The sequence below is a fragment of the Streptomyces sp. NPDC051218 genome (genome assembly GCF_044455475.1).
Taxonomy (GTDB): domain Bacteria; phylum Actinomycetota; class Actinomycetes; order Streptomycetales; family Streptomycetaceae; genus Streptomyces.
In genome coordinates this window covers 418,955-433,913 of the sequence record NZ_JBITEU010000005.1, presented here as the reverse complement: position 1 = coordinate 433,913, position 14,959 = coordinate 418,955, and the positions used below count along the sequence as shown (strand labels likewise).

Genomic DNA, 14,959 nt, shown 5'->3' with positions numbered 1-14,959 from the left:
TTCGCGTGTATGCACCAATACATCACCATCACCGGAGCCCGTGAGAACAACCTCAAGGAGGTGAGCCTGCGCATTCCGAAGGACCGGCTCACGGTGTTCACCGGCGTATCGGGGTCGGGGAAGTCGTCGGTCGTCTTCGGCACGATCGCGGTCGAGTCGCAGCGTCAGCTGAACGAGACCTTCACGTGGTTCGTCCGCAACCGGCTGCCGAAGTACGAGCGGCCGCACGCGGAGACCATCGAGGACCTCTCGCCCGCGATCGTCGTCGACCAGCGGCCGATCGGCGGCCACTCCCGGTCCACGGTGGGCACGATGACCGACATCTACTCGGTGATGCGCGTGCTGTTCTCGCGGCACGGCACACCGAGTGCCGGTCCGGCCACCGCGTACTCGTTCAACGACCCGTCGGGCATGTGTCCCCGGTGCCACGGCCTGGGCAAGACCGTGCGGCCCGACTACGACCGCATCCTGGACCCCGCAAAGTCCCTGGCGGACGGCGCGATCCTCTTCCCGCCGTTCGCCGTGGGGACCTGGCAGGGCCAGACGTACACCAACACCCCCGACCTGGACACGCACAAGCCGGTGGGCCGGTTCAGCGCGCGGGAGCGCGATTTCCTCATGCGCGGCATGCGCGACGGAAGGCACGGCGGCAAGGTCAACGTCGACAACACCGGAGGCGCACGGGACATCGACTACGAAGGACTCGCCGACCGGTTCGAGCGGCTCTACCTCAATCGCGACCTCTCGACGCTCTCCCAGAAGACCCGCGACCTCGTCCAGCGCTTCCTCGCCGAGGGCGAGTGCGACGCCTGCGACGGTGCACGGCTCAACGCGGCGGCGCTCGCCACCCGGATCGGCGGCATGAACATCGCCGACTGTTCGCGCATGGAGGTCACCGACCTCATCGCCGCCCTGGAGCCGATCGACGACCCGGTGGCGGGACCGGTCGCGTCGGCCGCCGTGGCGGCGCTGAGCCGGATCGAGGCGATCGGGCTCGGCTACCTCAGCCTCGGCCGCGAGACGTCCACGCTGTCCGGCGGCGAGGGCCAGCGCCTGAAGACGGTGCGGCACCTCGGCTCCAGCCTGACCGGCATGACGTACATCTTCGACGAGCCGAGCGTCGGCCTGCACCCGCGTGACGTGGGGCGGCTCAACGACCTGCTGCTGCGCCTGCGCGACAAGGGGAACACCGTCCTGGTCGTCGAGCACGACCCCGATGTGATCGCCGTCGCCGACCACATCGTCGACATGGGCCCGGCGGCGGGCACGGGCGGCGGCCTGGTCGTCTTCGAGGGGACACCGGACGAGCTGCGCCGCGCCGACACGCTCACCGGCCGGCACCTGCGGCGCTCCACGGGCGTCAAGGAGAGCCCGCGCGAGGCCATCGGCGGTCGGTGGGTCAAGGGCGCCGACCTGCACAATCTCAAGGACGTCAGCGTGCGCGTGCCGACCGGGGTACTCACCGCGGTGACAGGGGTCGCGGGCTCGGGCAAGAGCACGCTGGTGTCGGGGGCGTTCGTGGCCGAGCATCCGGACGCCGTGGTCGTGGACCAGTCGAGCATCGGCATCTCGGGCCGCTCGACCCCGGCGACGTACCTCGGGATCATGGATTCGCTGCGCAAGCTGTTCGCGCGCGAGACCGGCAGGGACGCGGGGATGTTCAGCTTCAACTCCAGTGGCGCGTGCGAGAGTTGCCAGGGCCGCGGAGTCATCTACAGCGACCTGGCCTTCATGGATCCGGTGACCACGACCTGCGAGACGTGCGAGGGGCGCCGCTTCAAGGAGGAGGTGCTGCGGCTGACCGTCGGCGGCAGCTCCATCGCCGACGTGCTCGACATGACGGCCGAGCGCGCCCTCGGCTTCCTCGCCGCCGTGGACGACACGGCCATGCGCCGGCGGCTACGGGCCCTGCACGACGTGGGGCTCACCTACCTGACGCTCGGGCAGCCGCTGAGCACCCTGTCGGGCGGCGAGCGCCAGCGCATCAAGCTCGCCACGCAACTGCACCGCACCGGCACGACCTACGTCCTTGACGAGCCGACGACCGGCCTGCACATGGCGGACGTGGACGGCCTGCTGGCCCTCCTTGACCGGCTGGTCGACGCGGGGAACACCGTGATCGTCGTCGAGCACAACCTCCAGGTCGTCAAGCACGCGGACTGGGTGATCGATCTCGGCCCCGACGGCGGCAAGCACGGCGGCCGGATCGTCTTCGAGGGCACGCCGGGGCAGCTGATCGAGGCCGAGGGCTCATTCACGGCCGCACATCTGCGACGAGACCTGGGCCTGGACCCCTCGCACGCTGCATGATGAGCACGAACCCCCCGCCCCGGCGCCCGCCGGACGGGGGCGCCCCCACCGCTCCACCCTTACGGAGAACATCCCGTGCCCAGCAGGAAAGCGCTGATCCGCCGGCCAGGACCGCGTCTCGCCGACGGCCTGGTCACGCATGTCGAGCGGACCCCGGTGGATGTCGGCCTCGCCGTCGAACAGTGGGAGGCGTACGCCGACGCGCTGCGGGCGCACGGCTGGGAGACGGTCGAGGTGGAGCCGGCCGACGACTGCCCCGACTCGGTCTTCGTCGAGGACACGGTCGTCGTCTTCCGCAACGTGGCCCTGATCGCCCGGCCCGGCGCCGAGTCACGGCGGGCGGAGACGGTGGCCGTGGAGGAGGCGGTGGCCCGGCTCGGCGCCTCGGTGAACTGGGTGTGGGAGCCGGGCACGCTGGACGGCGGCGACATCCTCAAGATCGGCGACACGATCTATGTGGGTCGGGGCGGGCGGACGAATGCCGCGGGGGTCCGGCAGCTGCGGGCCGTGTTCGAGCCGCTGGGGGCCCGGGTCGTGGCCGTCCCCGTCAGCAAGGTCCTGCATCTGAAGTCGGCGGTGACGGCGCTGCCGGACGGCACGGTCATCGGATACCCGCCGCTCGTGGACTCCCCTTCGCTCTTCCCGCGCTTCCTGCCGGTGCCGGAGGAGTCCGGGGCCCACGTGGTGCTGCTCGGTGGCGCGAAACTGCTGCTCGCCGCGAGCGCGCCGAAGAGCGCGGAGCTGCTCTCGGGTCTCGGTTTTGATCCCGTCGTGGTGGATATCGGCGAATTCGAGAAGCTCGAAGGCTGTGTGACATGCCTCTCAGTGCGTCTCAGGGAGCTGTACGCCTGACCAGTCCTGGGGCGGGTGGGGCGCGGGAGGCCCGTGGGCCCCTCTGTCTCAGCCACTTTACGGAGGGCTTAACCTACGGCAACGTAACCTACGAGACCGTAGGTAGGTAGCACCCGCTCGTGCCACCGCGTAACCCCTGCGCACGTAATCCGTAAGAAAACTCCCGTCCCCCTGGAGCCCCCGTGACGATCACCTCTCCTCATCTCGGCAGCACGGACGACTGGACCGATGCCCGGTTGTTGTTCGCCCTGGAAGAAGTGGTCGAGAAGGAGCTCAACCGCCACCTGAAGGTGGCGAAGGACTGGATGCCGCACGAGTACGTGCCGTTCTCCGACGCCCGGAACTTCCCCGGGTACTTCGAGGACGGCGAGGCCTGGGAGCCCGAGCAGTCCAAGGTCACCGACATCGGCAAGATCGCCCTCGTCGTCAATCTCCTGACCGAGGACAACCTCCCCAGCTACCACCACGAGATCGCCTCCCTGTTCGGCCGCAACGGCGCCTGGGGCACCTGGGTGCACCGCTGGACCGCGGAGGAGGGCCGCCACGGCATCGTGATGCGCGACTACCTCCTGGCCTCGCGCGCCGTGGACCCCGACAAGCTCGAGCAGTTCCGTATGGCGCACATGGCCGAGGGCTTCGAGTCCGACAACCGCCACTCGATGCTGCACTCGGTCGCGTACGTGGCCTTCCAGGAGCTCGCCACCCGCGTCTCGCACCGCAACACGGGTCACCAGTCGGGCGACCCGGTCTGCGACCGGATGCTGGCGCGGATCGCCACCGACGAGAACCTCCACATGGTCTTCTACCGCAACCTCCTGGGCGCGGCCTTCGAGCTCGCCCCCGACCTGACCATGCAGTCCGTGCGCGACGTCGTGGTCAACTTCCGGATGCCCGGCCACGGCATGCCCGGCTTCGAGCGGGCGGCCGCGCAGATGGCGATCGGCGAGATCTACAACATGCGCATCCACCACGACGACGTGATCCAGCCCGTCCTGCGCTACCTCAAGGTCATGGACATCGACGGGCTCGGCCCGGAGGGCCTGAAGGCACAGGATGAACTCGGCCTGTACATGAACGGACTCGACACCGAGGCCTCCAAGTTCGACGAGAAGCTGGCTGCACGCAAGGCGCGGATGGCGGCTCGGGGGAAGTAGGCGGTTCGCCCTGGGGGCTGGGGGCGGGGCGGCTGGAATCGAACCAGCGTGTTCTGGTTTTGGAGACCAGCGCGACTGCCTCTGCGCTACGCCCCGCCCTTGGGACGGATCGTACCCTCCAGCCGCACGCGCGCAGCAGCCTCCGGCTGTGTGCAGTTCGGGGCGAGGCACAGCGCCCCGTAGGGGGCGCGGGGAACTGCGCGACCAGCCCCCAACGACCCGGCAGCGGAACGAGGCACATCCCGTGGCATGTCCCGTGGCATGTCCGCGAACCACCTACCACTCTGCTTCCCGGTAGTCCTTGAGGAAGACCCCCGAGAGCGGCGCCCCCGCCTCGCCCCTCACGATCGGGTCGTAGATCCGGGCCGCGCCGTCCACCACGTCCAGGGGCGTGCGGAAGCCCGCGTCGGCGATGCGGTCCTTCTTCGGGGCGGGGTTCTCGTCGGTGATCCAGCCCGTGTCGACCGCGCACATGTGCACGCCGCGCTCGGCGAGTTCGGCGGCACTGGTGCGCGTGAGCATGTTCAGGGCGGCCTTGGCCATGTTCGTGTGCGGGTGCCCTGCCGTCTTGTTGCGTACGGCGAAGCGGCCCTCGACCGCCGTGACATTGACGATGTACGTGCGGGGGCGCGGCGAAGCAAGCAGCAGAGGCAGCAGCCGGTCGCAGAGCAGGGCCGGGGCGAGCGCGTTGACCAGCTGGGTCTCCAGGACCTCGGCGGGGTCGAGGCCACCCAGCCGTGCGGACCAGGAGTTCTCCGGCGACGGGTCGCGCAGCAGGCCCGCCTCGTCCGCCGTGCGCAGGAGGTCCACCGTGGGAGGGGCCTCGGTCTCGGGCAGGACCAGGGACAGTGCGTCTCGCGCGGCGGCATCCTCAAGCGACCCCATCGGCCGGAACCCGGGCGCGCCACGGGCCCCGGCGGGGAGCTGCGCCGACTCCCCCGCCGCGAGCGCCGCGTACGACTCCGGCGGCCGGCGGACGGTCTGCGCCGCGTTGTTGACCAGGATGTCCAGGGGCTCGCCCTCTTTTCGCAACTCTTCGCACAGGCCAAGGACTTGGCGCGGATCACGCAGGTCGACGGCGAGCACCGTAAGCCGGTCGAGCCACTTCTCGCTGCCGGGAACCTCGCGGAAACGCCGCTCCGTGTCATGCGGGAAGCGGCTGGTGACCAGGAGTTCGACGCCGTCGCGCAGCATCATCAGGGCAAGCTGGAAGCCGATCTTCACCCGGCCCCCCGTGAGCAGCGCACGGCGTCCGCTCAGATCGGTGGCGAGCGCGCGCCGGGCACGGTTGTCGCCCGCGCAGTCGGGACAGAGGCGGTGGTAGAAGGGGTCGACCTGTCGATACGACGCCTTGCAGACATAGCAGGGCCGTGGCCTCAGAAAGACCCCCGCCGCGCCCTCGGCGACCAGGGGCGCGTCCTCGCGCCGGTCGTCGGCCCCGGTGGCGGTGGCGGCCGTCACCGCCGCGTCAGCGGCGGAGAGTTCGGCCCCGCGCGCCTTGCGTCTGCGCAGCCGTCCGTCGCGGGCGAATGACGCGGCTACCTGCTCGGCCCGCAACCGCACGGGATCATCGACCGGCAGCTCGCGAAGCCGGCCGACCACGTCGTGGAAGACCGCGACGTCCGCCTCGCTGATCGCCTCGCTGCTCAGCGAGGCGATCACCTCACCGGTGGCCTCGCCGGTGAACTCGCCGCCCACCCCGCCGCTCTCACTCATCCATCCCCGCCCCACGCGCACCGTCCGCTCGTGGTCCCGACCGGATTCGAACCGGCGTACCCGCCATGGCATGGCGGTGAGTCTGCCTCTGCTCTACAGGACCCCGCGCACGCACCGACCTGGAGACTTCGGCCGACCCGCGCTCCGGGATCGTAACCTCGCAAGGACCGCCGTACCGAACCGATTTACGAGGCCGACGAGGACCCCTTCAGCTACCGGCTCGGGCACGGCTGAGGGGTCAGGTGCGCCCGAGGGGTCAGGTGCGTCTGAGGCCGAGCCGCTCCTTTTCCGAGAGGCCGCCCCAGACGCCGAACCGCTCGTCGTGGGCCAGGGCGTACTCGAGGCACGCGGGGCGCATCTCGCACAGCCGGCAGATGTACTTGGCCTCGCGCACCGAGCTTCCCGGTTCGGGGAAGAAGAACTCGGATCCCGTCTGGGCGCACAGGGCCTGCTCCTGCCAGGCGAGTTCCGGCTCGGCTGTCATGTCGATCTGCATGCCGCCGATGCTGGCAGGGCGCGCGAAACAAGGGATCAACGAACGATCAACGCCGTGACGGCGCTGTTTCAGGCTCCTCCCGGCGCCTCCGGCTGCATCAGCGCGAACCGTGCACCGGCGGGGTCGGCGAGCTTGGCGAAGCTGCCGACGCCCGCGAGATCCATGCGGCCCACCCGCACCGTGCCCCCGGCCGGTTCGACCTCGGCGAGCACCGCGTCGATGTCGGCCACCTGGAAGTACGGAGTCCAGTACGGCCCGGCCTCGACTTCTTCCGGGGCGTCGGACAGCGGCCACAGGCCGCCGAACATGTCGTTCTCCGTGCCGCCCGCGGGGTGCACCATCGTGTACGAACCGCCGTCGAAGGCCTGGGTCGTGGTGCCCCAGCCGAACACGGAGCCGTAGAACTCCAGGGCTGCCTTCATGTCCGGGGTGTAGAGCTCGCTCCAGCACATGCTGTTCGGGGCGTCCACCAGGTCCAGGCCCTTGTTCGTGCCCGGCTGCCACACCGCGAAACCGACGCCCTGGGCGTCGTCGAGGACGGCCATGCGGCCGAGGTCGCCGACGTCCATGGGCTCGTACACCATGCTGCCGCCGGCCTGCTGGACCGCCTTGACCGTGGCGTCGGCGTCCGTCGTCTTGAAGTAGATCGTCCAGGCAGGAGGCGCCTGGTCGGCGGGGACGGTCATGGCGCCCGCCACGGTCTTTCCGTCCGCCTGATAGGTGCCATACCCACCGAATTCCGCGCCGCCCGAATGGAACTCCCACCCGAAGAGGGCACGGTAGAAGTCATGGACGCCGTCCAGGTCCGGGGTGCCCAGGTCGACCCAGGTCGGGGCGCCCGCGACATAACGGGTACTGAGCATGATCGACTCCTTTGTCGTATCTCTCTGCCGTCCTTCCGAGTCTGACACCCGGCACTGACAGTGCGCGCGCGCTGCCATCTTGTGAAAGAAAACAAGATTCTGAGAGCGCTCTCAGTCACAACTCTTGACGGTCGAATTCGCCGCCGCGACAGTGGTCGCACCACACGGCCACCCCACCCCACGGCCGCATGACATCCCCCCACTCATCCCGGGAGACCTTCCGTGATTTCGCGTCGAGTGTTCCTGTCCACTGCCGCCGGTGCCGCCGGAGCCCTCACCTATCCCGTCTGGGGAAGCGCCCTCAGCCCAGACGCCAAGGCGGCCCCCGCGACCTGTGAACTCGCCCTGCAGAACAAGTCGTTGCCCGGCGAGGTGCGGGCCTACGTCACCGGGCACGAGCAGGGCACCGACCGCTGGGTCCTGCTGAAGCCGGACGGGGGCGTCTACCGGCCCGATTCGCCGTCGGCGCCGCAGACCCCGCTGCCCGTCGACTGCGCGATCCCCCTCGGCGCGGCGGGCTCCGCGCCCAAGGTGCTGACGCTGCCTCAGATGTTCGGCGCGCGCGTCTACTTCGTACGCGACGACAAGCTGGACTTCTTCCTGAACCCGGGCCCCTCGCTGGTCGAGCCCGCCTTCGCGACCAAGGAGGACCCCAACTACGGGCGCACCTGGTCGTTCTGCGAATTCACCTTCAACAGCACGCAGTTGTACGCCAACATCAGCTACGTGGACCTCGTCACGGCCCTCCCCATCGGCCTGACCCTGGAGGGCGACGCCACGCACACGGTGGCCCCGCTGCCGGACGGCGCCGTCGGCAAGATAGCCGCCGACCTCATCGCCCAGGGGCAGAAGGACGGGCAGCCCTGGGGTGATCTGGTGATCCGCGGCGACGGCGGGGACGTACTCCGGGTCATCTCGCCGCAGAACCTCATGGCCCCCTACTTCGACCGCCCCGACCAGATGCCCTTCCGCGACGTGTGGAACAGCTACATCGACCAGACGTGGGAGAAGTACCGAGGCACCGACCTCAAGATCGATCTGCAGGGCGGCCGAGGCGTGTTCACGGGCCGGGTGAGCGGCGACACGCTGACGTTCAACGGCGGGCACTCGTTCCCGAAGCCGACGTCGAAGGACATCTTCACCTGCAACCACGGGCCCTTCACTAACAACCCCGGTGACTCCGACGACAAGAAGGGCCTGCTCGCGCGGCTCGCCGCCGGGTTCAACCGGAGCATCATGCTGACGCACGCGGAGCAGCCGAACGGCGCGGGCGCCGGGGACTACTACAAGGGCGACGTGACCAACCACTGGGCGCGTGTGGTGCACGCCAACTCGCCCATCGGGTACGCGTTCCCGTACGACGACGTCCGGCCGGACGGCGAGCCCGACGTCTCAGGGGCGGCCCACGACGGCAACCCGCGCCGCTTCACGGTGAGCGTCGGCTCCTGAGCGTCCCGGACAGGACCCACCCCCCCACATACACCGCCCCGCCGCGAGCTGATCGCGACGGGGCGGGTGGCGTTACGGCAGGACTGGCCCGCCGGTCCTGAGACCTACTTGCATTTGTTGCCGGCGGCCGGGTTGAGGACGCCGACGACGTTCACCGAGTTGCCGCACGCGTTGACGGCAGCGTCCACGGGAACCTGGACGACGTTGCCGCTGAGGACGCCCGGCGACTCCTTGGCCGTGGCCTCGGCGTACGAGCCGGGGCCGGGGCCTGCGACGGCGGAGCCGGCCCCGCCGATGACGGTGACCGCGGCGAACGCCGCCGCTGCCAGGATCGCGCACTTGCGCATGGTGTTACCTCCGGATGAGGGGAAGTGCTGAACCGAGCCTCACCCCCGCACGCCACGCCAAAAACGCCGGTGGACCGTGCGGTGTAACGAGGGCACCCGTTCGTGGGACCGATGGACCGAATGCCGCCCTTCCGGAGCCGTGCGGAGCCCCCGGAACGCCTCCTACGCCGAGCCCCTGCGCACCAGCTCCGTCGGCAGGACCACGCTTTCCGTCGGCAGCTCGCCGCGTGCCAGGAGCATGCGGGCCATCAGGCGGCCCATCTCCTCGATGTCCTGGCGCACTGTCGTCAGGGGTGGGTCCACCTGTTCGGCCACGGCCAGCATGTCGTCGAAACCCACCACCGCGACATCCTCCGGCACCCGCTTGCCCCGCTCCCGGAGCACCCGCAGCGCACCCGACGCCGTCAAGTCGTTGGCGGCGAAGACGCCGTCCACGTCGGGGACACGGTCCAGGAGCTCACGCATCGCGCGTTCGCCGCCCGCCGGGGTGAAGTCGCCCTGCGCGACGAACCTCTCCCCCGCCTCCGGCAGGACGTCACGGAACCCGTCGAGGCGGTCCACCGCCGATGTCTGGTCGAGCGCGCCGGTGATGTGTGCGATGCGGGTGCGGCCGAGGGAGAGGAGGTGGCGGACCGCGTCCCTCGCACCGCCTCGGTTGTCGCAGTCGACGTACGGAGACGTCACCGTCCCGTCCGGCCACCCGGGGCGGCCGCCGAACACCGTCGGAATACCCGCCCCCTGGATGATGCCGGGCAGCGGATCGTCCAGGTGCAGGGAGAAGACGAGAGCGCCGTCCACATGGCCTCCCGCCAGATAGCGGCCGACCCGCTCGTGATCGTCGCGCCCCTCCGTGAGCAGCAGCACCAGTTGTACGTCACGTGACGTCAACTCCTTGCTGATGCCGCGCAGTTGCAGGGCGAAGAAGGGGTCGGCGAAGACCCGTGTCTCGGGCTCGGCGATCACCACGGCGACCGCGTCATGGCGGCGGGTCACCAGGCTGCGGGCGGCGCGGTTGGGGACGTAGCCGAGCTCGTCGACCGCCCGCCTGACCTTCTCCGCGAGCACCTCGCGCACGCCCGCGTCGCCGTTGACGACGCGGGAGACCGTGGCCCTGGAGACTCCGGCCCGCGCGGCCACGGCCTCCAGGGTGGGGCGCGGGGCGGCGCTCGGCGGCTCGGTCACGTGGGGCTCCTCGGGGGCGGTCCTGCTGGTGTGCGCCGGTCAGGATACGACCGGTGGGCGGGGCACGGAGACACCCCCTGCCCACGTCACCTGCCCGTATCACCTGCCGGCGTCCGCCATGATCAGCTCGGCCGCCTTCTCCGCGAGCGCCACCGTGGGGGCGTGCGTGTGGCCGCGCGTGATCCGCGGCATGACCGACGCGTCCACGACCCGCAGCGCCGTCACTCCCCGCACCCGCAGCGCCGGGTCGGTGACGGAGGCGTCGTCGCTGCCCATCCGGCAGGTGCCGACCGGGTGGTAGAGCGTCTCGGACGCCCCGCGGATCGTCCTGGCGAGCGTCGCGTCGTCCACCGTGCCCGGATGCGGCGCCAACGGCCCCGACGTGTACGGGCCGAGGGCAGGCCCGGCGAGGAGTTCCTCCGCGCGGCGCACCCCGGCGACGAGCGTACGGATGTCGGCCTCCGCCGTCAGATAGCCGGGGTCGATGAGGGGCGCGGAGCCGACTCCCGGCCCCCTCGGCGTGATCCGGCCCTCGCTCTCGGGCTGGAGGAGCACGACGCCGATGGTGATGCCGTGTTCGGTGGGCGGGGTCAGGCCGTGCTGGACGAAGGGGACGGGGGCGAAGATCAACTCGATGTCGGGGGCCGCCAGTTCGGGCCTGGTCTTGATGAAGGCGACGGCCTCGCCGACGTTCGATGTGAGCGGGCCGCGCCCGGCGAGCAGGAAGCGGCCGACGTTGGCGAGGGAGTCCGCGCCGGTCAGCGTGACAGGCTCCGGGCAGCGCATGGTCACCGCGTAGGCGAGGTGGTCCTGGAGGTGGCGTCCCACGCCCGGGGACTCCACACGCGGCTCGATGCCGGCCTTCGTGAGGGCGTCCGGGTCGCCGACGCCGGAGGCCTGGAGGAGCTGCGGCGAGCCTATGGAGCCCGCGCACAGCAGCACTTCTCGGCGGGCTATCAGCTTCCCCGGGACACCGTCGGCGATGACGCCGGCCACGCGCGTGCCGTCGAACTCCAGTCTGCGGACCCTCGCGGCGGTCAGCACGTCGAGGTTGCGGCGGCGCCTGGCCGGTTTCAGATAGCCGTCGGCGGCGCTCCACCGGCGCCCGCGGCGCTGGTTGACCGGGGTGGGGGCGAAGCCGGTGTGGTCGGGTTCGTTCAGCTCCGTCAGCTCGCGCAGGCCCGCGTCGCGGCAGGCGTCAAGGAAGGCGCCGGTGGTCGGGTTGAGGGAACGTGGCGGAGAGATCCAGAGCGGCCCCGCACTCCCGTACACGCTGCCCACGGCCGAGCCGCCCCGGCCACCGGGCCCGCCCGTCCACCGCTCCGCCCGCCGGAAGTACGGTTCGATCGCGTCGTAGGACCACTCGGGTCCCACGGCCTCGCCCCAGGCGTCGTAGTCGGCGCGGTGGCCGCGGACCCACATCATGGCGTTCATCGAGGACGAGCCGCCCAGCATGTGACCGCGCGGCCAGTACAGCTCGCGGCCGTCGAGCGCGGACTGCTTCACGGTGGAGTAGTCCCAGTCGCAGGGCGTCTTGAACAGCTTCGGGAAGGCCGCCGGGATACGGATCTCGGACTTCCGGTCGCGCGGCCCCGACTCGACGAGCGCCACCCGCACCGCGGGGTCCTCGGAGAGCCGCGCGGCGAGAACGCATCCCGCGGAGCCGGCGCCGACGATGACGTAGTCGTACACGCTGTCCTTGCTCAACTCGACTCCCTCGAATGGCAGTTCACGGCAGGGGTGGCGCGTGGATGAGGCGCATGGATGAGGCGTACAAGGAGTACACCCATCGTGGACCTCTGGGTAAAGGGATGGCGCGAGGATCGGCCTGCCCCACACGATCTCCACATGACGACCAGAAAGGGCGAGGCCGAGCCCAGCACACAGGAGGAGCCGTACACCGCGTGGTCCGTCCTCGACATCAGCACGCTCTGCGTGTGACGCGGGGCGCTTAGGCTGTCCGGATGTTCGAGAAGCGAAGAGCGCGCAAGCAGTCGGAGCTGCACGAGGAGCTTGCCGCCGCGCTGCGGGACCCGGACGCGGGGGTCCGGCGCAAGGCCGCCGACACCGCGGCCGTGAGCGCCGATCCGCGGTGGGCACTGCGTGAGCTGGCGCAGGCCGTCGAGCGTGAACCGTGGGCGGAGGAGTTCTCCGAGACGGTGGTGGACGGCTTCGCCGCCGCGCTGCGCCGCGAGCGGCCGGTCCGCGAGCGTACGGAGCGGATCTTCGCGGGGCATCTCGACGACCCCGAGGGCTTCGTGCGCGCCTGGACCGAGCTGACGGCGGAGCTCGGCGGAGCCCCCGCCGTGCGCGAGGTGCCCGCCGACCTGCGCGACGACATGCGGGCCCGCCTCGCCTCCCTGAAGGAGCAGGGCTGGACGGCGGAGGGCCTAGCCGGCCTCGGCCGGCCGGATCACTTCGTGAGCGAGCTGGCGTTCGACCTCGCGATCCTGCTGGCGTGCGTGGTGATGCGCCGCAACACGCCGCTGCCTGCCGAGGAAGCGGAGCAGGTCCGCGCCGACGAGCGCGCCAGGCTCAAGAAGGCGCTGCCCCACGCGCCGGGGAGCGCCGAACGTGCGGCCATCCTCGGCCCGTTCCCCCGGAACACGCAGCTGGTCTCGTGGACCGACCGCGCGCGAGCGGGTGCGCGCGTCGACGAGGCACTGTCCCTCTGCGCGAGCGAGGACCCGGACTTGGTGACACTGGGCACCGAAGCCCTGCCCAAGCTCCTCTTCGCCGAGGCGGTACGACGCGACGAGGTACTAAACACTCTGACCCGCCTCCTCACCCGCGCAGCCGCCATCGCCCCGTCCCACACCCCTCAGGACTCCGACCCCTCCACCCTCCCGGCCCCCTTCATCCTGAGCCGGACCCTGGACTGCTACAGCAACCTCCACACCCTGTTGCCCCTGGACACCCCGCCCCTCGACCTCTTTCTGGACGGTCTCCGGCACCCCGACCCCGGTGTTCGCGCCTCTGCCGCAGAAGGGCTCCACCCGATCGCGGTGGGTACGGCCGCGGAAGGGCAGGCCGTGGAGGGGCTCATCGGGCTTCTGGAGCATGACCCAGACGTCACGGTACGGCGGCACGCCGCGAGCTCGCTGCGGTGGATGGAGTACAGCGAGGAGCGCCACTCCCGCGCCGGAGCCGAGGCGCTGAAGCGTCAGGCGGACGCGGCCGACCCCGAGCTTCGCGCGCACAGTGTTGCCGACGCCCTGCGGCGCGGAGCCCCGGACGCGTACGACCGGCTGCTGGCCGCGCTCGAAGCTCCGTACGTGCACAGCGAGTTGTTGAGGGGGCTGTTGCACGTGCCCACCGACACCGGCTTCGTCCTCCCCTCGCGCCCGGTGCGCAAAGCGCTCATCGAACGCCTCGAAGCCCTGCGCGACGCGGGCTGGGCGCACCGGCAGGCGCCCGAGCCCGCCGCGGCCCGTCCGAACGTGGAGGTCCTGAGCATCGCCGACCGGGCCGAGCTGCTCCCCGAGCTCATCGAGGCTTTGCGCGACCTCTAGGCCCGGCCCATCAGCGCCGCCTAGCCGTGATCGTGCCCGGAGGCGCCGGACTTGGAACCGGAAGCGTCATCTGACCCGCCGGACTTCTTCGCGGCCGGAGGATGATGCGGCTCGTAGTCCGGGATGGTGCCGTCCGCCTTCTTGACCAGGAAGTACCCCGCCATCCCCATGTCGGAGTGGCTCTGCACATGGCAGTGGTACATCCAGGCGCCCGCGCCCACCCCCTCCCCCGCGATGACCTGGAAGCCGAAGGAGTCACCGGGCCCGGTGATCTTGTCGTCGAGGACCTGGCTCGGATCGTCGGGGCCGGTCAGGAGGCCCGTGCGGTTGTCCGCCCAGCGGTGACCGTGCACGTGGAACGTGTGGTAGTACTCGCCGTGCGTGATCGAGATGAACTCGACCCGATCACCCACCGTGGCCTCGAAGTTGGGGCTGTCGTGCCCCGCCTTGTTGTTGATCGTCATGTCGTTGAAGACGATCGTGAACGTCTTGTCCGGCAGCAGGTCACCCTTGCGGCGCACGACCAGCGCGCCGTAGAGCCCCTTGCGTACGCCGCCCGTCCCGTGATCCGTGCCGACGACGTGGTCGTGGTAGTGCCAGTAGCCCGCGGTCCCGGGGCGCCAAGTGCCGTCCTTGCGGCGGCCCGGCGCGTGCGTGCGCCAGGTGTAGGTCCGCTTGCCGCCCGGCTCGACGTGGCTCTTGGTGTGTCTGGTGCCGTCGCTGGAAATCTCGTAGTCCATGCCGTGGACGTGCAGGCTGGCGTCGACGTCCATCAGGTTCTCGAACTCGATGTGCAGGGTGTCGCCCTCGTTCAGCTCGATGAGCGGACCGGGGATCGACGCCTTGCCCTTCTCCAGGCCGTAGCCCATCTGCCCGTCCGCCAGCTTCTCGGCGTACATCGTGATGCGGCGGACCTCGCCGCCCGCGGGCGCGGTCTTCGGCCCTTCGGCCGTGCTCGCCTCGGGCGCGGTGGCGAGCGACAACGATGTCACCCCGGCCGTCGCGGCCACACCGCCCACGAGCATCCGCCGGTTGAAGCTCCGTCGGTTGAAGCTCCGTCGGTCCATGCCGAACTCCC

At 70.5% G+C, this 14,959-nt stretch carries 12 protein-coding genes and 2 tRNA genes; 5 read left to right on the top strand and 9 right to left on the bottom strand.

Annotated elements, in window-relative coordinates; translation table 11 throughout:
* Positions 1–9 precede the first annotated feature (9 nt).
* The 3 genes from ACIBCK_RS18225 (at position 10) to ACIBCK_RS18215 (ending at position 4,316) form a co-directional block, all read left to right on the top strand.
* The gene (locus ACIBCK_RS18225) at positions 10–2,310 is read left to right on the top strand and encodes an ATP-binding cassette domain-containing protein (protein WP_399391327.1); all 2,301 of its coding nucleotides are present in this window, start codon (positions 10–12) and stop codon (positions 2,308–2,310) included.
* A gap of 75 nt (positions 2,311–2,385) precedes the next feature.
* The gene (ddaH, locus tag ACIBCK_RS18220) at positions 2,386–3,162 is read left to right on the top strand and encodes a dimethylargininase (RefSeq protein WP_399391325.1); all 777 of its coding nucleotides are present in this window, start codon (positions 2,386–2,388) and stop codon (positions 3,160–3,162) included.
* A gap of 182 nt (positions 3,163–3,344) precedes the next feature.
* Positions 3,345–4,316, top strand: a complete 972-nt coding sequence (locus tag ACIBCK_RS18215; RefSeq protein WP_399391323.1) for an acyl-ACP desaturase — start codon at positions 3,345–3,347, stop codon at positions 4,314–4,316.
* Between the two features lie 18 nt (positions 4,317–4,334).
* On the opposite strand, the gene ACIBCK_RS18210 is transcribed toward ACIBCK_RS18215, so the two are convergent.
* The 5 genes from ACIBCK_RS18210 to ACIBCK_RS18190 all read right to left on the bottom strand — a co-directional run bounded on the left by ACIBCK_RS18210 (position 4,335) and on the right by ACIBCK_RS18190 (position 7,391).
* A tRNA-Trp gene (locus ACIBCK_RS18210) sits at positions 4,335–4,414 on the bottom strand.
* 178 nt (positions 4,415–4,592) lie between these two features.
* Positions 4,593–6,032 (bottom strand): SDR family NAD(P)-dependent oxidoreductase, encoded by a 1,440-nt coding sequence (locus ACIBCK_RS18205; protein ID WP_399391321.1) that lies wholly within the window; start codon positions 6,030–6,032, stop codon positions 4,593–4,595.
* 31 nt (positions 6,033–6,063) lie between these two features.
* Positions 6,064–6,135 (bottom strand) — tRNA-Gly (locus ACIBCK_RS18200).
* A gap of 153 nt (positions 6,136–6,288) precedes the next feature.
* Positions 6,289–6,528 (bottom strand): WhiB family transcriptional regulator, encoded by a 240-nt coding sequence (locus ACIBCK_RS18195; protein WP_399391319.1) that lies wholly within the window; start codon positions 6,526–6,528, stop codon positions 6,289–6,291.
* 68 nt (positions 6,529–6,596) lie between these two features.
* Positions 6,597–7,391, bottom strand: a complete 795-nt coding sequence (locus ACIBCK_RS18190) for a VOC family protein (protein ID WP_399391317.1) — start codon at positions 7,389–7,391, stop codon at positions 6,597–6,599.
* A 222-nt stretch (positions 7,392–7,613) separates the two neighbouring features.
* Here ACIBCK_RS18190 and ACIBCK_RS18185 point away from each other — a divergent pair, with 222 nt between their 5' ends.
* Positions 7,614–8,840 (top strand): glycoside hydrolase family 64 protein, encoded by a 1,227-nt coding sequence (locus tag ACIBCK_RS18185; protein ID WP_399391315.1) that lies wholly within the window; start codon positions 7,614–7,616, stop codon positions 8,838–8,840.
* Positions 8,841–8,944: 104 nt separating this feature from the next.
* Here ACIBCK_RS18185 and ACIBCK_RS18180 read toward each other — a convergent pair whose 3' ends face one another.
* From ACIBCK_RS18180 to ACIBCK_RS18170, 3 genes are all read right to left on the bottom strand, one after another.
* Positions 8,945–9,187: a chaplin gene (locus ACIBCK_RS18180; protein ID WP_399391313.1), complete on the bottom strand. Its 243-nt coding sequence runs from the start codon at positions 9,185–9,187 to the stop codon at positions 8,945–8,947.
* Between the two features lie 162 nt (positions 9,188–9,349).
* The gene (locus ACIBCK_RS18175; protein WP_399391311.1) at positions 9,350–10,369 is read right to left on the bottom strand and encodes a LacI family DNA-binding transcriptional regulator; all 1,020 of its coding nucleotides are present in this window, start codon (positions 10,367–10,369) and stop codon (positions 9,350–9,352) included.
* 99 nt (positions 10,370–10,468) lie between these two features.
* Positions 10,469–12,076: a GMC family oxidoreductase gene (locus ACIBCK_RS18170; protein ID WP_399391309.1), complete on the bottom strand. Its 1,608-nt coding sequence runs from the start codon at positions 12,074–12,076 to the stop codon at positions 10,469–10,471.
* A gap of 257 nt (positions 12,077–12,333) precedes the next feature.
* On the opposite strand from ACIBCK_RS18170, the gene ACIBCK_RS18165 reads away from it, so the two are divergent.
* Positions 12,334–13,881, top strand: coding sequence for a HEAT repeat domain-containing protein (locus ACIBCK_RS18165; protein WP_399391307.1), 1,548 nt, complete (start codon positions 12,334–12,336; stop codon positions 13,879–13,881).
* A gap of 20 nt (positions 13,882–13,901) precedes the next feature.
* Here the strand turns inward: ACIBCK_RS18165 and ACIBCK_RS18160 are convergent, their stop codons facing one another.
* On the bottom strand, positions 13,902–14,948 hold the full coding sequence (locus ACIBCK_RS18160; RefSeq protein WP_399391305.1) for a multicopper oxidase domain-containing protein: 1,047 nt from the start codon (positions 14,946–14,948) through the stop codon (positions 13,902–13,904).
* Positions 14,949–14,959: the final 11 nt, after the last annotated feature.